20 protein-coding genes and 2 pseudogenes are annotated in these 19233 nt (G+C 67.3%); 13 read left to right on the top strand and 9 right to left on the bottom strand.

What is annotated here, in order from left to right; genetic code table 11:
- Positions 1-43 precede the first annotated feature (43 nt).
- From pcaH to ACILQS_RS10340, 5 genes are read left to right on the top strand one after another with little or no spacing between them, the layout of a single operon-like run.
- Positions 44-859: a protocatechuate 3,4-dioxygenase subunit beta gene (gene pcaH, locus ACILQS_RS10360; RefSeq protein WP_395640044.1), complete on the top strand. Its 816-nt coding sequence runs from the start codon at positions 44-46 to the stop codon at positions 857-859.
- Positions 856-1401 carry a protocatechuate 3,4-dioxygenase subunit alpha gene (pcaG, locus tag ACILQS_RS10355; protein ID WP_395640043.1) on the top strand — a complete coding sequence of 182 codons (546 nt, stop codon included), beginning with the start codon at positions 856-858 and terminating at the stop codon, positions 1399-1401. Before pcaH ends, pcaG begins: the two co-directional genes overlap by 4 nt.
- Positions 1388-2581 carry a lyase family protein gene (locus ACILQS_RS10350; protein WP_395640042.1) on the top strand — a complete coding sequence of 398 codons (1194 nt, stop codon included), beginning with the start codon at positions 1388-1390 and terminating at the stop codon, positions 2579-2581. Before pcaG ends, ACILQS_RS10350 begins: the two co-directional genes overlap by 14 nt.
- The gene (locus ACILQS_RS10345) at positions 2578-3372 is read left to right on the top strand and encodes an alpha/beta fold hydrolase (RefSeq protein ID WP_395640041.1); all 795 of its coding nucleotides are present in this window, start codon (positions 2578-2580) and stop codon (positions 3370-3372) included. Before ACILQS_RS10350 ends, ACILQS_RS10345 begins: the two co-directional genes overlap by 4 nt.
- Positions 3369-3752 (top strand): carboxymuconolactone decarboxylase family protein, encoded by a 384-nt coding sequence (locus tag ACILQS_RS10340; protein WP_395640040.1) that lies wholly within the window; start codon positions 3369-3371, stop codon positions 3750-3752. Before ACILQS_RS10345 ends, ACILQS_RS10340 begins: the two co-directional genes overlap by 4 nt.
- Positions 3753-3868: 116 nt before the next feature.
- Here the strand turns inward: ACILQS_RS10340 and ACILQS_RS10335 are convergent, their stop codons facing one another.
- Positions 3869-5878 carry a putative Ig domain-containing protein gene (locus tag ACILQS_RS10335; protein ID WP_395640039.1) on the bottom strand — a complete coding sequence of 670 codons (2010 nt, stop codon included), beginning with the start codon at positions 5876-5878 and terminating at the stop codon, positions 3869-3871.
- A 129-nt stretch (positions 5879-6007) separates the two neighbouring features.
- Between ACILQS_RS10335 and ACILQS_RS10330 the strand changes: the two genes are divergently transcribed.
- Both ACILQS_RS10330 and ACILQS_RS10325 read left to right on the top strand, forming a co-directional pair.
- Complete coding sequence (locus ACILQS_RS10330) at positions 6008-6685, top strand: TetR/AcrR family transcriptional regulator (protein WP_395640038.1); 678 nt, start codon at positions 6008-6010, stop codon at positions 6683-6685.
- Between the two features lie 74 nt (positions 6686-6759).
- Complete coding sequence (locus ACILQS_RS10325) at positions 6760-7599, top strand: NAD-dependent epimerase/dehydratase family protein (protein ID WP_395640037.1); 840 nt, start codon at positions 6760-6762, stop codon at positions 7597-7599.
- 25 nt (positions 7600-7624) lie between these two features.
- On the opposite strand, the gene ACILQS_RS10320 is transcribed toward ACILQS_RS10325, so the two are convergent.
- Positions 7625-9682 carry a putative Ig domain-containing protein gene (locus tag ACILQS_RS10320; protein WP_395640036.1) on the bottom strand — a complete coding sequence of 686 codons (2058 nt, stop codon included), beginning with the start codon at positions 9680-9682 and terminating at the stop codon, positions 7625-7627.
- A 369-nt stretch (positions 9683-10051) separates the two neighbouring features.
- Between ACILQS_RS10320 and ACILQS_RS10315 the strand changes: the two genes are divergently transcribed.
- Together ACILQS_RS10315 and ACILQS_RS10310 are read left to right on the top strand one after the other, a co-directional pair.
- The gene (locus tag ACILQS_RS10315) at positions 10052-10576 is read left to right on the top strand and encodes a hypothetical protein (protein WP_395640035.1); all 525 of its coding nucleotides are present in this window, start codon (positions 10052-10054) and stop codon (positions 10574-10576) included.
- A gap of 171 nt (positions 10577-10747) precedes the next feature.
- A complete protein-coding gene (locus ACILQS_RS10310; RefSeq protein WP_395640034.1) occupies positions 10748-11713 on the top strand; it encodes a hypothetical protein in 966 nt (321 codons plus the stop codon).
- 16 nt (positions 11714-11729) lie between these two features.
- Here ACILQS_RS10310 and ACILQS_RS10305 read toward each other — a convergent pair whose 3' ends face one another.
- Entirely contained in the window at positions 11730-11966 is a 237-nt protein-coding gene (locus ACILQS_RS10305) for a hypothetical protein (protein WP_395640033.1), read from the bottom strand.
- Between ACILQS_RS10305 and ACILQS_RS10300 the strand changes: the two genes are divergently transcribed.
- On the top strand, positions 11955-12452 hold the full coding sequence (locus ACILQS_RS10300; RefSeq protein WP_395640032.1) for a hypothetical protein: 498 nt from the start codon (positions 11955-11957) through the stop codon (positions 12450-12452). The two genes, ACILQS_RS10305 and ACILQS_RS10300, sit on opposite strands and share 12 nt — an antisense overlap.
- Before the next feature lie 36 nt (positions 12453-12488).
- Here the strand turns inward: ACILQS_RS10300 and ACILQS_RS10295 are convergent, their stop codons facing one another.
- Complete coding sequence (locus ACILQS_RS10295) at positions 12489-12977, bottom strand: hypothetical protein (protein WP_395640031.1); 489 nt, start codon at positions 12975-12977, stop codon at positions 12489-12491.
- 131 nt (positions 12978-13108) lie between these two features.
- On the opposite strand from ACILQS_RS10295, the gene ACILQS_RS10290 reads away from it, so the two are divergent.
- Positions 13109-13921, top strand: a complete 813-nt coding sequence (locus tag ACILQS_RS10290; protein ID WP_395640030.1) for a toll/interleukin-1 receptor domain-containing protein — start codon at positions 13109-13111, stop codon at positions 13919-13921.
- A gap of 34 nt (positions 13922-13955) precedes the next feature.
- On the opposite strand, the pseudogene ACILQS_RS10285 reads toward ACILQS_RS10290, so the two are convergent.
- A pseudogene (locus ACILQS_RS10285) lies at positions 13956-14553 on the bottom strand (leucine zipper domain-containing protein).
- Between the two features lie 471 nt (positions 14554-15024).
- Here ACILQS_RS10285 and ACILQS_RS10280 point away from each other — a divergent pair.
- A complete protein-coding gene (locus ACILQS_RS10280) occupies positions 15025-15540 on the top strand; it encodes a hypothetical protein (RefSeq protein WP_395640029.1) in 516 nt (171 codons plus the stop codon).
- A 131-nt stretch (positions 15541-15671) separates the two neighbouring features.
- On the top strand, positions 15672-16511 hold the full coding sequence (locus ACILQS_RS10275; protein WP_395640028.1) for an NAD-dependent epimerase/dehydratase family protein: 840 nt from the start codon (positions 15672-15674) through the stop codon (positions 16509-16511).
- Positions 16512-16848: 337 nt separating this feature from the next.
- On the opposite strand, the gene ACILQS_RS10270 is transcribed toward ACILQS_RS10275, so the two are convergent.
- The 4 genes and pseudogenes from ACILQS_RS10270 to ACILQS_RS10255 all read right to left on the bottom strand — a co-directional run.
- The gene (locus ACILQS_RS10270) at positions 16849-17046 is read right to left on the bottom strand and encodes a hypothetical protein (protein WP_395640045.1); all 198 of its coding nucleotides are present in this window, start codon (positions 17044-17046) and stop codon (positions 16849-16851) included.
- A 264-nt stretch (positions 17047-17310) separates the two neighbouring features.
- Positions 17311-17769 (bottom strand): annotated as a pseudogene (locus tag ACILQS_RS10265) (FRG domain-containing protein); the annotation flags it as partial.
- Positions 17770-17800: 31 nt separating this feature from the next.
- The gene (locus tag ACILQS_RS10260; RefSeq protein ID WP_395640027.1) at positions 17801-18664 is read right to left on the bottom strand and encodes a hypothetical protein; all 864 of its coding nucleotides are present in this window, start codon (positions 18662-18664) and stop codon (positions 17801-17803) included.
- A partial coding sequence (locus ACILQS_RS10255; protein ID WP_395640026.1) for an AAA family ATPase occupies positions 18661-19233 on the bottom strand: 573 nt, incomplete at its 5' end. The genes ACILQS_RS10260 and ACILQS_RS10255, both read right to left, overlap by 4 nt.

Raw genomic sequence — 19233 nt, 5'->3', positions numbered from 1 at the left:
GGCGGAGTCGGCAGGATGATGGGCGGGACCACATTGGAGTGACATGGACGACATCCCGAAGAGCGCCGCGAACTACCCGCCCGGGCATCCCACGCAGGCCGACATCAGCGCCGAGATCGCCGACATCGCGGCGAACGCGCCGACCAGCAGCGACCCGAACTGGGGCGCGCACCGCACCCTCATCGACTACCCGCCGTACCGCTCGAGCATCCTGCGGCACCCGTCGGCGAACCTCGAGCTGGTCGACCCCGAGACGATCGAGCTGGCGAGCCCCGCGTTCGGCCACCGCGACGTGCACTGGACCGAGTTCGACCTCACCAGCCAGGTCAACGGCGAACCGCAGGGTGAGCGCATCATCGTCACCGGCAAGATGACGGATGCCGACGGTCGCCCCGCCGCCCACCAGCTGGTGGAGATCTGGCAGGCCAACGCCGGCGGCCGCTACCGGCAGAAGAAGGAGCGCCACCCCGCGCCCCTCGACCCGAACTTCAACGGCGTCGGCCGGGTCATCACCAACGCCGACGGCGAGTACAAGTTCGTCACGATCAAACCGGGTGCCTACCCGTGGCCGAACCACGAGAACGCCTGGCGGCCCGCGCACATCCACTTCTCGGTGTTCGGCAACCAGTTCACCGAGCGCATGGTCACCCAGATGTACTTCCCGGGCGACCAGTTGATGCCGCTCGACCCGATCTTCCAGTCGATCACGAGCGCGAAGGGGCAGAAGTCGCTCATCGCCGATTACGCCCACGACGTGACCGTTCCGAACTGGGCGCTCGGCTACCGTTGGGACATCGTGCTGAACGGGAGCAACCGCACCTGGTTCGCAAGCGAAGACGGGCCGGAGGAGGACGAATGACGAAGCTCTACCCCACCGCCGACCAGACCGTCGGCCCGTACTACGCGATCGGCATGGCCTTCGACGGCTCCGAGCAGATCGTGCCCGCCGGCACTCCCGGCGCGATCGTGCTCAGCGGCTACGTCTACGACGGCAACGGCGCTCCGGTTCCGGATGCGGTGGTCGAGATCTGGCAGACGGATGCCGCGGGCAACATCCCGACGGAGACCGGCAGCATCGTGCGCAAGGCCGACTCGTTCTCGGGCTTCGGCCGCAGCGGATCCGACGAGGAGGGGCACTACGAGTTCACGACTCTGCTCCCCGCGCCCACCGCGGAGGGCAAGCCGGCGTTCTTCGCGGTGATCGTCTTCGCGCGCGGCCTGCTGGCGCGCCTGCACACCCGCATCTACGTGCCCGGCCCCGCGCTCGAAGGCGACGCGTTCCTCAGCGGGCTCACGCCCGAGCGGCGGGCCACACTGATCGCGACCGAGGTTCCCGGCGGGCTGCGCCACGACATCCACCTGCAGGGTGAGAAAGAAACCGTGTTCCTTGCCTTCAACTGACGACGACGCCGACACCGGCCTGCTCTCCCCTCTCTGGGCGGGCACGCCGGTGGCGGCTGTCACGTCGGATCTCGCGGTGCTCCACGCCATCGTGCGGTTCGAAGCCGCACTTGCGACGGTCACCGCCCCGCCCGGGGTCGCCGCCCGTATCACCGCGGCGGGGGTCGGTCTCGACCCCGCCGAAATCGCGCGTGAGGCGCGGGCCGGGGGCAACCCCGTCATCCCGACCGTGAACGCGCTGCGGGCGAAGCTCGACGACGAAGCCGCGCACTGGCTGCACCGCGGCGCGACGTCGCAGGACGCCCTCGACACCGCGCTCGCCCTGGTGGCGAAGGATGCCGTGGCGATCATCATCGCCGACGCCACCGCGGCCGTGGAGGCGTTCGCCGTGCACGCGGTCGCGCACCGCGAGACCGTGATGGTCGGGCGCACGCTCACGCAGCCGGCGACGCCGATCACACTCGGGCTGAAGCTCGCCGGCTGGGCGCGGGGGGTGGCCTCGGCCGCCGCCGAGGTGCGTCGAGCCGCGGCCGCGTATCCGGTGCAACTGGGAGGCGCCGCGGGAACCCTCGCCGCCTTCACCGCCTCCGGCGCCGACAGCATCGACATCGCCTCCCGCCTCGCGCGCGACCTCGGCCTCGCCGACCCGGTGGCTCCGTGGCACGTTTGGCGCGCGCCGGTCACTCGGCTGGGCGACACGCTCGTGGAGATGACGGATGCCTTCGGCACGGTCAGCGAGAACACCACCGCGCTCGCGCGGCTCGGCGAGCTCGACGACGGCGCCGCGGGCGGGTCGTCGACGATGCCGCAGAAGTCCAACCCCGTGCGCGCGGTGCTCATCAACGCCGCGTCCCGGCAGGCGACGCACCTGCTCTCCGCGCTGCACACCGCGGCGATCACCGTCGACGAGCGCCCCGACGGCGCCTGGCACGCGGAGTGGGAGCCGTTCCGCTCGCTGCTGCGCATCGCCGGAGGCGCCGCCTCGCTCGGCCGCGACCTCGCCGAAGGGTTGCGCGTGCATCCCGAGGTCATCGCCGCCCACGTCACGTCCGCCGGGCTCGACCTCATCGCCGAACGGCAGCGCTTCGCGATCGGGGATGCCGTCGCCGCCGACTACCTCGGAGTCGCCGGCGAGCTCGTCGACCGACTTCTGGCGGAGGCGCGCGAGGTGCTCGAGTGACCCTTCGACAGGCTCAGGACGGCGGCGTCCCCACCATCCGGCTGGTGCCGCTGTCGACGGGCGGCTCCGGCATCCCGTTCCTGCTCGGACCCTCGCTCGGCACCCGCGTCGCCCGCGTCTGGGACCCGGTGCTGCCGCTGCTCGGCGATCACCCGCTCTACGGCTGGGACCTGCCGGGTCACGGCGTCTCGCCCGCGACCACCTCGGGCTTCTCGATCGAGGAGCTCGCCGACGGCATCCTCGCCGCCGCGGATGACGCCGGCCTCGCCCGGTTCGCCGCAGCCGGGGTCTCGCTCGGTGGGGTCGGCTCGCTCGCCGTCGCGCTGCGCGCGCCCTCCCGCGTCGCCCGGGTGACGATGGTGTGCTCGCTGCCGAAGATCGGAACCGCCGAGGCCTGGGCGCAGCGCGCCTCCGACGTGCGCGCCTCGGGCACCCCGTCGCTCGTCCAGGGTTCCGCCTCGCGCTGGTTCGCTCCCGGATTCATCGCCGCGTCGCCGACCGTGTCGTCGCCCCTCCTCACCGACCTGATGGATGTCGACGACGAGAGCTACGCGCTCTGCGTCGAGGCCCTCGCCGCCACCGACCTCCGGCCCGCCGTCTCGACCCTGGCGATGCCGTTCACGATCATCGCCGGCGCCGAAGACGAGGCGATCATCCCGCTCCCGGCCGCGGAGGACGCGGTGGCGTCCGCCCGCTCCGGCACCCTGCACGTCATCCCGAACGCGGCGCATCTGGCGACCGTCGAGAAGCCGGCCGAGGTGGCCGCGATCCTGCTCTCGGAGGCCTCATGAGCACTGACGATTCCCGCCGCGAAGCCGGGATGAAGGTGCGCCGCGAGGTGCTGGGCGACGCGCACGTCGACCGCGCGGTCGCCGGCGTGAACCCCGACAACGCCGACTTCCAGGACTACATCACCCGCGTCGCCTGGGGCGACATCTGGTCGCGCCCCGGGCTCGACCGCCGCTCCCGCTCGATCGTCACCCTGACGGCGCTGATGACGGCGGGGTACTGGGAGGAAGTGCCGATGCACTTCCGGGCGGCGATCACCAACGGGCTCACCCGCGAAGAGATCCGCGAGGTCATCCTGCAGGTCGGGCTGTACCGCGGGGTGCCGGTGGCCAACCACGGCACAGCGCTGTTGAAAGAGACGCTGGGAGATATCGCGGGTTGAGTAGCGCGCCGCGCAGCGGCACGCGTATCGAAACCTTCCCCGACTCCACGATCGACGACTGAGATCACCCCACGCGGACGCCGGGCTCGGGTAGCCCGACGTCCGCATGGCGGGGGTCAGATGGTGCGGCGGCGACGAGTCGCGGTCAGCGCGCCCGCGCCGACCAGCAGCAGGATGACGGCCGCAGCCAGGCCCGACGTCACCTCGACGCCGGTGGCGGCGAGTCCGCCGACGGGTCCGCTGTACGAGATCGCCGTGATGCGGCCGCTGCTGAGGCTGAACCAGGCGGTCGCACTCATCGGGGTGCCGTCGGCGGCGATCCCGGTGAGCACGAGGCGGTGGGAGCCGTCCGGGGTGTCGGCCGGCAGTGAGACGACCCAGCTGAAGCCGCCCGTGCCGTCGATGGTGCCCGTGTAGAGCACGCGCGGGGTGGAGTACATCGTGAGGGTGTACTCCGAGCCGACCTGCAGCCCGGAGGCGGAGATCGTCGAGGAGGCGTCCTCGATCGACGTGCCGGCCTCGAATTCGAGCACCAGATCGAGGTCGGGCTTCGCCGCGACGTCGCCCTCGAAGATGGCGTCGATGCTGCCGAAGTCGTTCTCGGCGGTGATCGTGAACGCGTAGGGCCCCGGGGCGGTCGGGGTGCCGGTGATCGCTCCGGTGGCCGGGTCGAGCGCGAGTCCGGCCGGGAGGGTGCCGTCGGTCACCGCGTAGGTGATGGTCGGGTCGCCGTCGGCGAGTACCCCGTCGCTGACGGCGACGCCTTCACTCAGGTCGGGCAGCTCGTCGTCTTCCCATTCGGGGCCGACGCCGGCCGGCCGCACCGTGCCGCTGAAGCTCTCATCGGTGTCGCCGTAGCCGTTGTCGGCGGTGATGGTGAACGAGTAGTCGCAGCTCATCCCGCACTCGCTCGGCGTCCCGGTGACGGCACCCGTCGACGGGTCGAGGTTGAGCCCGTCGGGCAGTGCACCCGCGGTCACCGTGTAGGTGACGGGGCCGCGGCTCTCCGCGCTCACTCCGTTGGAGTAGGGGACACCGACGCGGGGCGTCGCCAGCCCGTCGTCATCCCAGCTGGGTCCGGTGCGGCGTTCGAGGAGGAGCGACTCCGCCCAATCGATCGGAGCCGTGGCCTCGGCGTCGAGGGCATCGGTGACGTTGTATTCGCCCAGCGCTTGGTAGAGCACTTCGTCGTCGGCGAAGGTGACCTCGACGAGGTACGTGAGCTTCGTATCCGCCGGGGTCAGGATCGCGCCCGGGTCGAGTTCGAATTCGCCGTCGGCATCCGTGTCGCCGGAGTCGATGACGGTCTCGTCGGAGGCGCGCAGCAGTCGCACGGTCGCGTCGGTCACCGGCGTGCCGTTCCACTCGACCGAGCCCCTCGCGGTGGGCGCGTAGACGACGACGTCGAACGCGGTCGAGCTGGAGCCCCGGTAGTCGGTGTCGCCGAGGTAGACCGCGGTCACCTCGAGGTCGACGCCGACGAGGGACCGGTCGATCGACGCCGTCACCGTCGTGCTGCCGCTACTGAGCGTGCCCGTCTCGAGCACGGTCCCGTCGCCGTCGCGGAACTCGACGCTGCCCGTGGGCGCTCCGGTGACGACGGGGTTGCCGACGACATCCGCCGACAGCACGATCGCGTCGTACGGGGCGACCTCGCTGACGGTGAGGGTCGTGATCGTCGGAGAGGTATTCGCCTCGACGATTCCTTCGAAGCCGAGGAGGTACGACGTCTCGCCCGCGGTGTCGGCGACGCGCAGATCGAACCAGAACTCCCCCGACTCCTCCGGCGTTCCCATGAAGGTGAGGGTGGGCGAGCAGAGCCCTCCCGGGGTCCTGATCGTGATCCCGTCCGGCAGCGCGCCGTCGTCGAGGCTCCAGCACCAGGAGGTCGACCCGCCGTACTGCGGTCCGGTGAGCGTCGCGCTGTACGACTCGCCCGCGGTCATGAGCGGCAGCGTGACGTCGCCGGTGTATCCGCTGCGAACCTCGGCGGTGTAGCCGGCCGCCGTCGCGGAGGCCGCGATCCCTCCGGCGAGCGGTGCGCTGATGAGCAGCAGGACAGCGGTCAGCCCCGCGACGAGACGCGAGGTGCGCAGCCCCCGGCTGCGCGTCGATGCAGTGGGCATTCGGGTTCCTTCAGATCACGTCCCAACCCCCGTCGGGAAACATGTCAACGTTATTGACGTCTAGCGAGCAATCGTCAGCCCCCGTCCGGGGGTGAGCGCCGTCCCCCGCGGAGCGTCATGATGGGGGACGTGAGTGCCCCCGACACCGCCTGGTACGGCCGTCTCGATCGCCAGGTGATCGTGGATGCCGCCCTGCGCATCGCGGCACGCCCCGGCACCACCGAGATCCGCTTCCGCGACCTCGGCGACGAGCTCGGTGCCGACCCGACGGCGGTCTACCGGCACTTCCGCAACAAGGCGCAGCTCCTGTCCGCGGTCATCGACACCCTGATGGGCACCGTCCGCGACGCCCTCCCCCGCGACGCCGGCGTCGGCGCCCTCATGCGCGCGATGGCGACCGAGACCCTCGAGACGTTCGTGCGGCATCCGGCGATCGGGGCGCGCCTCGTCGACGCCCGCCCCGTCGGCCCCGCCGAACTCGGCCTCATCGAGGACAGCATGAGCGCCTTCGCTGCGGCCGGCCTCGACGGCGACGCCCTGATCGCCCACTACGCCGCGTTCAGCGGGATGCTGCTGGCCTATGTCGCCGCCAGTTGCCGCGAACTCGTCACCGCCGCCGCGGGAACGACGATCGACGATCTGCCCTGGGTGCCGACCGAGGTGGAGATCACGCCCGACGCGTTCCCGACCCTGAGCGCCTACGGCGCGCAGCTGCTGGGGATGGACTTCCGGTCGGTGTATTTCGCCGGCGTCGAGGTGCTCATCGAGTCGACGCTGCGGGCCGCCCGCCCTCCGCGGGTTGAGTAGCGCGTCGCGCAGCGGCACGCGTATCGAAACCCCTGGCCCGCCTCGGTGAGTCGCCCCGCCTGTACCGTGGGCTGATGAGACTCGCACTCACCGGATCGAACGGCAAGCTCGGCGCCGTCGTCGAACACGAGTTGCGGGAAGCCGGCCATGACGTCGTCGCTCTCGACCAAGTGGGGCCCCGCCGCGACGGGTTCACCCGCATCGACCTCACCGATTCGGGCTCGGTGTTCGACGCCCTCAGCGGCATCGACGAACGGCACCGCGGACTCGACGGCGTCGTACACCTGGGTGCCGTTCCGGCGCCGGGGCTCGAAACCGATGTGGCGACCTTCCGCAACAACATGCTCGCGACCTTCAACGTCATCCACGGTGCTCGCAAGGCCGGCATCCGCCGCGTCGTCTTCGCCTCGAGCGAGACGGTGCTCGGCCTGCCGTTCGAGATCGACCCGCCCTACGCCCCGGTCGACGAGCAGTACGACACCCGCCCCGAGAGCATCTACTCCCTCACCAAGCACCTCGAAGAGGAACTCGCCCGCAAGGTCGCGCGCTGGGACGCCGACCTCTCGATCACCGCGCTGCGCTTCTCGAACGTGATGACCCCCGACGACTACCCCGGGTTCGCCGCCTTCCAGGCCGACCCGGCGAGCCGCAAGTGGAACCTGTGGGGCTACATCGACGCCCGCGACGGCGCGCAGGCGATCCTGCGGGCGCTGGATGCCGGCCGCCCCGGGTTCGACCGGTTCGTCATCGCGGCCGCCGACACCGTGATGGAGCGTTCGAGCGCGTCGCTGATGGCGGAGTTCTTCCCCGGCGTGGAGCTGCGGCGCGAGCTGGGCGAGCACGAGACGCTGCTCGGCATCGACCACGCCCGCGACGTGCTCGGCTACGCGCCGCAGCACTCCTGGCGGGATTGACCCCGCCAGGAGTGCGGCTCGGGTTCTAGGCCGTGCGGCGCCGGCGGATCGTCACCGCGCCGATGCCGACCAGCAGGAGCATCCCGCCGAGCAGCAGCGCCGACCCGGATTCGACCCCGGTCGCGGCGAGCGTGCCGGTCGGCCCGGTGTACGAGATCGCCAGGATCTTGCCGTTCGCGCCGAGGGTGAACCACGCGGTCGCACTCATCGGGGTGCCGTCGGCCGCGGTGCCGGTGAGCACCAGCTTGTGCGCACCCGCCGGAGTGTCGGTCGGCAGCGAGACCACCCAGGTGAACCCGCCCGAGCCGTCGACCGTGCCGGTGTAGAGCACCCGCGGGGTCGAGAACATCGTCAACGTGTAGGTCGATCCCACCAGCAGCCCTTCGGCCGAGATCGTCGACGCCGCATCCTCGATCGACGTTCCCGCCTCGAACTCGAGCACGAGAGCCAGATCGGGCGAAGCCGCCACCTCACCCTCGAACACCGCGTCGATGCTGCCGTAGTCGTTCTCCGCCGTGATCGTGAACTCGTACGGTCCGGCGGTGGTCGGGATGCCGGTGATCGCACCGGTTGCGGGGTCCAGCACCAGCCCGGCCGGCAGCGTTCCCCCGGTGACCGTGTACACGATCGTCGGGTCGCCGGCGGCGAGCACGCCGTCATCGGCCGCCACCCCCGCCTGGAAGGAGCCGAGGATGTCGTCCTCCCACGTCGGCGGAACGCCGGCGGGCAGCAGGGTGCCGGTGAACTGCTTCGTCACCGACCCGTAGCCGTTGTCGGCCTTGATCGTGAAGTCGTAATCGCAGCTCGGCAGCGTCGTCCGAGACGTCGGCGGGGTATGACCGTCATCGCACGCGTCCGGAACGCCCGTGATCTCACCCGTCGTCAGGTCGAGAGTCAGCCCCGACGGGAGCTCGCCGGCATCCACCGAATACCTGACCCGGTTGGCGCTCGTCGCCGAGACGCCGTCGGAGTAGCTGCCGCCGACCCGCGGGGTCGCGAGAGTCTCGTCGTCCCACACGGGCGGAGTGCGACGCTCGATGTCGGTCGCCTCGACCCACGTCGTCGGGCTGAGGAAGGTGGCTTCTTCGACGTCGCTCACATTCCACCCGCCGTCGGCGTAGTAGAGCACGGTGTCATCGGCGAAGGTCGCCCGGATCGCGTACTCCTTCGTGGCGTCGGCCACCGTCGCGATCGCGCCGGGACTCAGCTCGAACTCGCCGTCGGCATTCGTCGACACGGAGTCGGTCGCGACCGTCAGGTTGTCGGTGGGCACCAGCTCGACGAGCGCGCCCTCGACCGGTCGGCCGTTCCAGGTGAGCATGCCGCCGACCGTCGGGACGTAGAGCAGCACGCTCTTCGGCCCCGACGTCGACGCACCGAAAAAGTCGTCGCCGAGGTACTTCGCGGTGAGCACGACGGTCGAACCGACGTCGCCCAGATCGAAGGTCACGGTGTCCGTCCCTGAGCCGTTGGTGATCGCACCCGTCTCGAGGAGGGTCGTGCCGTCGACGTAGTACTCGACCGAGCCCTCCGGGCCCCCGGCGGTCTCAGGGTTGTCGGGCGGGGTTCCCGTCACGACCACCGCCACCGCGACGTCGTCGTACGGCGCGACCACCGGCGCCGTGAGCTCGGTCGTCGTCGGCGCCAAGTTCGACTCGATGGAGCCGTAGAAGCCGATATAGGAGCTGCTCTCGCCGGCGAGATCCGTCGCGTTGATCTCGAACAGGAAGTCGTCCACCGCCTCCGGGACACCCGAGAGCGTGACGCTCGTGGCGCACCCGCCGTTGTCGGGCGTCATGGTGATGCCCGGCGGGAGGGACCCACTGACGATGCTCCAGCACCAGCTGTAATTGCCGCCGAAGGGGGCGGGGATGGTCGCGGTGTAGGACTCGCCCGCAGACATCAGAGGCAGCAAGGTGTACCCGAAGTCGTCGGTGTTGCCGTAGGCCTCGTACCCCGCGGGGGGCGTGTCGGCCTGCGCCGGGACGGTGCCGAGCACCATCGCCGCCAGGATCGCGAGAACGGCGAGGATGCGGGTAGTGAGTCGCCTCGGTGCGGCGGTGCGGGGGGTCGCGTCGACCATGAATCGGGTGCTCTTCTCTCGGGACCAGGCGAGGCATCTCGTCGTCACACGCGTGACTTCTTCGGCACGTCTCGACCTGAGGGCCTCGAGACATGTCAACGCTATGGACACGGATCGAGACGGCGTCAGCCCCTCTACTGGGATCGTCCGCGAGGCGACAAACCCGTCACGAGGGAGCCGCCGGCACGTCGCCGTCTCAGCCGATGAGCCCCTACGCCTCGAGCAGGGCCGCGACCGGCACCCGTCTTCCCAGGTACTCGAAGCCTTGGCGCGGGTGCTGCAGCTGGATGAGCGCTCCACCGCCTACCTGCTGGCGCTGCCGGCGACGAAGCCGCGGCGCGGTCGGCGAGCGTCGGTGCACCTGAAGTCGTGCCGCCGGGCATCCTGAAGCTCCTGTCGCTGCTCGACTTGCCCGCGTTCGTCGAAGGCCGCTACCTCGACGTGCTCGCCGCCAACCCGCTCGCCACCGCCCTCTCGCCGCGACTCGTCGCCGGCGGCAACCGGCTTCGGGATGTCTTCCTCGACCCCGCCGAGCAGGCCATGTTCCCCCAGCAGGAGCGCGCCGCGGCAGCCCTCGTCGCCGGCTTCCGCGAATCGGTCGGCACCGACGTCGACGACCCGCGGTTCATCGAACTCGTCGGGGAACTCTCTCTCGCGTCACCGCTGTTCCGGGAACTGTGGGCGCGGCACGATGTCGGGGTGCTGTCGGGGTCGGTGTCCGTGCAAATCGATCACCCGCAGGTCGGTCAGCTGGTGCTGAATCGGGAGAAGCTGCTGTTGAGTGGCAGCGATCGCGTGATGCTCGTGATCTACCACCCGGATGCCGGGTCGGATGCTGCGGAGAAGCTCAGGATGTTGGCATCCCTAGCCTCGAGAGCAACGCTCGATCGCTAGCTAGCCCAGTAACAACCGGGCGACACCGTTGGAGTTGTCCGGAGAGGGCTCGTTAACGAGGACGACGAACTGGCGCAGGTGGCAACTGCCGGCGGTGCCTCGTCCCGATGCCTCCGAAGTAGGTCGGTGGCGCTGTCCCGAGTGCGGCCTGACCTCAATAGGCTGACGCGCATGGCCTATGTCGGAGCAACATCGCGGGTGCCGCGCGAGCTCGTCGGCGCGTTCACTGGGTGGGTCAACAACTCGGGCGGACCCACGCACACTCAGTTGGACAAGGCGATCCTGAACGCAGGGCTCGACGTGCCTGATGGTGCGCCGAACAAGGTCGCCAAGATTCGGCAGGTGTTCGATCACGCGAGCCCCGAGGATGGTCGTCGTCTCGTGGAGGAACTCATCCACACCCTCCGCGATACGGGGTTCTGGGGTCACAACGCCTACGACCGCAACGTCGCCGTCACACGCGCTGCGCTTGCCCGGATCGGCGGGACAGTAAGCGATGAAGGTTTCCTCGAATGGGGCTATTCGCCTGGCGAAGTCATCGCTGCCAGCACTCCGCCTGACGCCCCGCCGGTGTTCACGCCCCGAACCACTCTCACGACGCCCGAGCCTGCCCCGCCTGTCGCACGCTCTGCTGGGTCGACCAACGTCTCACATGAGCGCTTGTTGTGGCTTCTGCGCCGAGTGCCGGCGTCGTTCAGCGCACTGGTGTCGGCTCGGCGGTCAGGTCACGACTCACTGGCACTCGCAGACGAGTACGACTTGCAGGACGCGACCGAGGTCGCCCTTCGGCTGCTCTACAACGACGTTCGCACCGAAGAGCGGACACCCTCGTACGCCGGGTCATCGACAACGCAGGACTTCCTGCTGTTCGAGGTCAAGACGATGGTCGAGATCAAGGTCACGCGGCGGGGCCGGGGAAACGTCAGGATCCGCGAGGAAATCGACATCGACAGCATGGCCTACCTCGCGCATCCGAACGTCGACCGGATGGTGTTCGTGGTCTACGATCTCGCTGCCACGATCACGAATCCCCAAGGATTCGAGCACGACTTGTCGACCCCGATCAACGGTCACGCTCGGGACGCCCTAGTCGTGCCCTGGCCCTATCCGGTCTTGGCGGTTTCGCCGGGGGACTGACGCTCCCAGCGGAAACCTAAGCGGCCTTGCGCGACTCGACGTCTGCGTTGTGCTTCATCGTCCGCGCCAGCGAAGTGACGAGCATCAGCGCCACCAAAGCGTTCTCCCGCGTGAACTGGATGGTGCTCGACTTGTGGACGGTGGCGTGACGGTTGAACCTGAGCGGCACGGGGTCGCCCTTGTCCGCCCAGAACGGCTTGTAGGCGAGCACCAGAGGCGACAGCGCCCCAGCAGGAATCAGGTGGGCGAACACCGTGTCGTCCCCCAGCGGCTTGACCTTCTTTGGCCCCCGCAAGCCGACCTCGAAGTGCGGTACCGCGGGGAGGCGGTCGACGCGCCCTACATAGCGACGATCTGGCTTCGGTCGGCCAGCCGGGTTGACATTCCCTCTCTCGCCTTCGACGCGAATGAGCCCATTGCGTTCATCTTCGAGGATCGAGTCATGGGCGCTTCGGCAGATCCGGCTCAGGACATCACTTGGGAGTTGAGCGGCTCTCGTCTGACCATCCCGCCGCAACTGGTACGGCCAAAGTCAGAACTCGAGGTGAGTCTCGTGGTTGACGGACGGACGAAGACCTACGAGATGGAAAATCCGCTAATCGACATCAAGGTCGTGGAGACCGAGGTACTCCTGCCGACAGGCAGCCGGGCTCTGACCGCGCTGATTGTGAGCGCTTCGACGATGGTCGTGGTCGTCGTCACGCTCCTGGTCATCGCACTCAGCACCAACGCTCTGTGAGGCTTCGTCCGAGCGCCGTGGTTCTCAGCCTGGTTTCTAAGGCGCGGGGACCCGAACTGTTCGCTGCGAGACTGCGCCGTCCTCGGCCAGCCGGAAAGTCACGACGATGTTGCCGGGGCCGCTGATGGTGAAGCGCGAGACCATCCGGAACTGCACGACTCCGGTCGGCGCGACCACACCGTACTCACCCGCGGTAAGTCGCTTCTTGTCAAGCTCCGTGAGGCCGACGATGGAGACGTCGTAGGCTGTCGACGATCCCGAGTTGCGAAGCAACCAGTTCTCCCCGGAGTCGGGAAGAACCTCCCAGTTGACCAGGCCGACCTCGGCCACAGCCTGCGCGAACTCGGCAGACAACGGGCCCGCTTTGTCGGCGGCGGCGAAGGTGGCTCGTTCCTGCGCGTCTTTGGATCGGTTGCTGCTCCTCAGGGTGAGCGCACCGAATACGACCGCGACGAAGATGGCCGCGACGGCAGCACCCGCGGTGATCCACTGGGTGGTCAGGCTCCATGCCTCGTACTCGGTCACGGCCCCAGAGTAGGGGGCGCGGCCTTCGGCGGGGCCATTGCTAGCTCCCTTGATCCGTTGTGCTGCGCTCCAGGCTGGGGGCGCGGGTCCGCGGGAGCAACGGATCGCAGCCCGGTCAGTATCCTGGCGCCGTGAAGGTCTTCATCAGTTGGTCGGGTCGTCCCGCGCGCCTGTTGGCGGAGACCCTGAAGGTCGTTCTGCCTGAGATCCTGAACGGCGTCGAGTGCTTCGTGTCGAGCAAGGACATAGCCAAGGGCGCACGCGGCCTCAACGTGATCGCGGAGAATCTCGACTCGTCAGACTTCGGCCTCGTGATCGTCACCCGGGCGAACTCGGAGGCGAGCTGGATCAACTTCGAGGCCGGAGCACTGGGCAAGACGCTGGGCCACGAGCGGGTCTCGCCACTGTTGGTCGATCTGCCTCAGGGTGACGTAAAGGGACCCCTCAGTCAGTTTCAGATGACGACGCTCACGGACAAAGAGGACGTCTGGCAACTTGTCTCAGACCTGAATAAGCACGTCGAGCCGGCTATTCCTGATGCGATGCGACGGACGCTGTTCGAGGCGGCATGGCCGACGCTTGAGGCCGCGGTAACGGAGGCGCTGAACCACAAGACTGTGAAGTCGAAGCGCGCTCCTGAGGACACGATGGAGGAGGTGCTCTTGGCTGTCCGTGAACTCTCTAACCGCGGGTCGAAGCGACAGCCATTCAGCGAGATCCGGGACGCGCTTGAAGAGCACATCGGCGTGGCCTTCACTCCGCGATTCGAGCAGGCCTACGGCGGGCTGCTGCTGAGGATTCGAGTCTCAGACAAGGGACGCGCATTGCAGGATCTTCCCATCGACGTCGATGGACTCCGGGAAGTGGCGTCGATGTGGGGATGGACCTTCTTCCTTGAACCTAAGACGGGCGCTTGGGAAGGGATCGCGATCTACGAGGAGTAGCGAAACCTCGCCGCGGACTAGATGTACTTGGCAGTCACGTTGGTGACAGTCGGCTGAGTGGTGGGGCTCCGAGGGCGGAGTGGTTGCGTCGAGTGTTGTAGCGCCCGAGCCAGGGTGCAAGTGCTGCGGTGCGTTCGTTGTTCGAGGTGAAGGTCTGCCGGTAGGCCCATTCGGTTTGCAGGGTCCGGTTGAGGCGTTCGACTTTCCCGTTCTGCCAGGGCACTGCGGGCGGATGCCGCTGCTGCGCGAGGCGCGGATCACGACCCCGGTCAGCGGTCGCGTTCCGCCAGCCGTGGGACCCGATTTCGGTGCAGGATCGCCCCGACCGTCCGGGTTGGAAGTTCCAACTCCTGCGCCAAACGGGCCGGCCCGACCCGCAACTCCCGCCGCAGAGCCAGCACCCGCGCCTCGACATCCGCCGCCGTCTTCCGCGGCGATCGATGCGGACGAGACGACCTGTCGACCAACCCCGCCACACCCTCGTCGCGAAACCGCCGAACCCACCGATGAGCGCACTGTCGCGACACCCCGAGCTCGGCAGCGACATGCGACACCGGACGCCGATCAGCAAGTACCCGCTCGACGAGCAACAACCTCCCGCGGACGTTCAACCGCGCATTACCGTGAGACACGAGACCTCCTGGCCGTGAAGAACTAGACAGCTCCACTAAGCCAGGAGGTCTCCCCGATTCACAACGACAGTGTCACCAACGTCTCTGCCGAGTACAGCTAGAGCGTCTAGTTCACCAGGTACGCGCCCGTCTGTCCCAGCGCGACCGGCTCGCCGCGGGTCGAGAACAGTGGGCAGAGACGACGGCCACGTCGCATCGGTCCAATCCGCGACCCCCTGGCCAGCTCCCCAAGTTCGGGGCAGAACGGATCCGCCGAAACCGAGCGCATGCGGTTCTAACGTCATCCAATCAACCCGCAGAGTTCGGGGTGGAGCTGGGAACGACGGTCGGTCCCTGGTTCGAAAATCACCGGAAAGCAGGGGGGTGGGGTGCTGGGCGTCACGAGGGTCCCCGGGGACGGGTAGACAGATCGTTCTATGAAAGACGAGTCTGGCAACCTGGGCCGAACGAGCCCGATCAGGAGGAAGTCACATGAAGGACAACAATCGCACCACCTCTGGCCGCGTCGGGATCGGCCGGCTGAAGGCCGCACTCGCCGTCGTGGCCCTGGGAGTCGCCTTGCCCCTGATGTCGGCCAGCGCCGCTCAAGCGACCGATTGGGGCGGCGACGGCAATCCGACTGGATGCTCGAGCCCGTACACCGTCGCGTCGCAAACCATCTACGGCTCCCGGGGATCACTGAACGGGGTGGCCATCGGCCAGCTCGAACTGCGATGGTCGTGGGGCTGCTACGCCAACTGGTCCCGCGTCGTCCTCTACGGCGGAATGGGTTACTCCGACCCGGTCACGATTCGTCAAGAGGTCTACGCCGAGGGTCGGTCCGCCATCTCCGAAGACGTCGTCACCGTACCGGCGGGAGGTACGTCGGCCTGGACTCGGTACCTCCACCTGGCAAATTCGTCCAGCACGGCGTGCGTCAGCGGATCGGTTTCGTCCAACTTCGGGACACTGAACTTCCACACCAACGGCACAAGCTTCTGCGCCTGACGGCGTCGAGCACCCGCCGACGGGGCTGGGGCTGGGGCAGACCCCCCGGCCCCAGTTCCAGGCGCACGACGCCGACCCCGAGCTTTCGCGACCGGTAGCGTGGCCGGTTCGAACGACCGGAGGCAAACCGCATGCGACTGGCACTGACCGGATCGAACGGCAAACTCGGCACCGTCGTCGAACGGGAGCTGCGCGCCGCCGGCCACGACGTCGTCGCCCTCGACGTCGTCGGCGAACGCCGCGACGGGTTCACCCGCATCGACCTCACCGACTCGGGCTCGGTCTTCGACGCCCTCAGCGGCATCGACGAACGGCACCGCGGACTCGACGGCGTCGTGCACCTGGGTGCCGTCCCTGCTCCGGGTCTCGAAACGGATGTCGCGACCTTCCGCAACAACATGCTCGCGACCTTCAACGTCATCCACGGTGCTCGCAAGGCCGGCATCCGCCGTGTCGTCTTCGCCTCGAGCGAGACGGTGCTCGGCCTGCCGTTCGACCTCGACCCGCCCTACGCCCCAGTCGACGAGCAGTACGACACCCGCCCCGAGAGCATCTACTCGCTCACCAAGCACCTCGAAGAGGAACTCGCCCGCAAGGTCGCGCGCTGGGACGCCGACCTCTCGATCACCGCACTGCGCTTCTCGAACGTGATGACCCCCGACGACTACGCCGGGTTCGCCGCCTTCCAGAGCGACCCCGCGAGCCGCAAGTGGAACCTCTGGGGCTACATCGACGCCCGCGACGGCGCGCAGGCGATCATGCGAGCTCTGGATGCTGCGGTGCCTGGGTTCGACCGGTTCATCATCGCGGCGGCCGACACCGTGATGGAGCGCTCGTCGGCGTCGCTGATGGCGGAGTACTTCCCGTCGGTGGAACTCCGGCGGGAGCTCGGCGAGCACGAGACCCTGCTGTCGATCGACCACGCCCGCGAGGTGCTTGGGTACGCCCCGCAGCACTCCTGGCGAGGCTGACGTCGGCAACCCAGGCGTTGACAGACGTCGATTAGCGCTGCGTAGGTGTTCGCCCATCAGACCCTCAGCCCTCGGTGGAAATCTCGACGCCGATCGCCGGGAATCGAAACGTCGAAGATGGACGCCGCATGGCCCGCGAGATCTGCTGGCGAGTTTTCCGATCGCCACGTTCGTCATCGATCACGCTGACATCAGACGGATGCTTCGCTGGGGACCTTTCTCACGCGGTCATTATGCATTCGGAGAGTGAATGATCTGCTTCACCCCTTTGCAAGGCGAAGAGGCGCGGTGCGGATGAGTGGTCGGCCGCAGCGCACCGAAAGATACCTCCCGTCGTTCAAAGACCCGGCCCGTAGATGGTGAACGCGCCGAGCGCGTCGGGCGGTTGCGGCGCGTACTCCGTCAAGCGGCGGTATCCCTCATCGTGAACTGCAGACGGGAAGAGGGAGTGCGCTGAAGTCATCACGCCAGACCCGAGCCAGTCCAGCGCGTCTCCAAGGCCGATCTCGATGTAGTACCCGAAGGATGCCGCCATCGAGTAAGACTGCGGGGCGGGGGTGACCGATCTCGGCGCGACTAGGAGCCCATGTTGTGCATGCGGACGCAGGTAGTAGCTCGGCACCGAGTAGCGAAGGTCCGCCACTCTCAATGAATCGCTGATTCGATACCCAGGAATTGATGTCGAAACCAGGGGCCCGGTGTCCACCGCAGCGATATATACCTTCGCGTCTGCGCCCTCCTGCGGAACGGAGCGCTTCAGGTGGTACGCGTAACGCCCCCGCGAAACCTGCCGGTGGCACCCGAACCAAAGCGCGACCCAGACATTGTCAACGACGTCGATCCACCTGGTGCGCAATCCGTAGTGCTGGAGCAGCGGTTCAACAACGGCACGATAGGTACCCGAGGCAACGCTCGTGCCTGCCCTGCCGCCACCCGAACGCTCCAAACACTCATGTTGGCTGGCGTATCGCGGTTGCCCTATACAGCGGCAGGGCGCTCCGTAAAGAGAGTCGATGTATTCGCGAAGGTGACGGTTCAGCGTGCTTAGACCGCGTGCGGATCGACCCCTCGCCCCGGACGGCAGCATGTCTGCGTGAAGCGAAGCCTGTCCGCGGAAGACAACGTCTCCCCCCTCAGAAGTGAACTTGAGCCACCCGATGACTTGGGCGAGCGACGTCGGCTCTTTGATTGCGATAACGTGAGCGTTCCCTCGCCTGACGATAGTTGTCCCATGCCAGTTGGGCTCCCCTCGCGTCACGCGTCATTTCCAGCCACACGCTTGTGGACATTCATGCGGCCCGCTGCTGATCGCAATTGAGCGCCTCCACGCCGAAACCTGTCGCCCACTCCTGGAAGGCCCGCACCGCAGGCGCTGCTCCGATCACCGAGCAGTCCACTAGCAGGAAGACCGATCCGACTAGCACGTCGACGGTCACCCCAGAAACACCACGAAACCGCATCACCGAAGCGATGGCCCTGAGTCGGTCATGATCTCCTGGCGTAAGGGTGTCCAGATCTTCAAGCACGCTGACCGCCGCAACCAACTGCTCGAGCTCGGTCTGCGCCACCGTGGTGTTGGACCTCTTCAGAGCAGCTCGGATAATGTCAGCATGCCCTGCTTCTAGCCCCCCTGCGGCGATAAGTGTGTCGAATGGGAAGTCTCGAAAGCGAACCGGGATGCCATTCAAAATACTGGCGGCTCGTACCGGAACGAGGCGACGCGAGATCGCCTCGCCCTCCGCGACCATCTGTTCCGCGCTGATTCCCGCGTTGCGACGAAGGGTGGAGCGAGCATGGACTTCTACGACTCGGGTGAGAATGCGGGGAGAGAGATTCAAGATCTCCGATAGCAAGTCCGGCCCCTGCGTTGCGATCACGCAAGCGGGATAGACATCCGGCAATCCAAACAATCCGTCGAGATCCCGATCGATGATGAATCGAGTTCCAGGCAATCCTTCCCGCTCTACAAGCTGCGCGGCTTCGAGAGAATTGCGACGCCCCACTGCCACGAGTAGCTGGATCTGATCTGAAAGGTGATCGCGAAGGAGCATCGCATCATCTGCGCCTTCGACCACTAGGACAAGCTTCGCAGTGCCCGAGCGCAACATTAAGAGGGTGGCGAACGTCGTGTCGCCATTGAGATGCTCTTTCATTCAAATAGCGCTTCTACGGGACCGAGCCGAACCGCACTGTTCCATGCGTCGTTGATGATCTGAGGCGAATGCGTTGCCACGACGAATCTGAATCCCGAAAGTTCAGCTATCTCCTCCACGTCGGGCATAAATGCGAGCTGCCAACTAACGTGCAGCGAGATCTCGGGCTCATCAATTAGAACGAGGCCGCCTTGCGGGACGTTGAACAAGAGGTCAAACATGAGGATCAACTCGTGCTGCTCACCAGAGGACAGCGAGTCCAAACTGATCTCTCGGCCGTCAGTCGTGCTGGTAATTTCAAGGCCCTTGGTAACGGTCGCTTGAACCCGCTTCTTTAGCAGTCGAGTGTTGATCAACTTCTCGAGGAGTTCGATCTTCTGCACCAGGGTCTCAAAGGGGCGAAGCTTCGCATCTGTGTCCTGGAGGTAGAGATCTAGCAAGCTAATCTCCCAGTCCTCGAGGGCTCGGTCTGGCAACGGGATCTCGGGTGCAAGACTCACCACCGCGACAGGCGCGAGCCTGCTGCGGAAATCATTCTGCTCGATGTACTGAAGCCGAACATCGTCCTC

Source organism: Pseudolysinimonas sp. (assembly GCF_044239695.1).
GTDB lineage: Bacteria > Actinomycetota > Actinomycetes > Actinomycetales > Microbacteriaceae > Pseudolysinimonas_A.
This window is presented reverse-complemented; position numbering and strand designations above follow the sequence as displayed.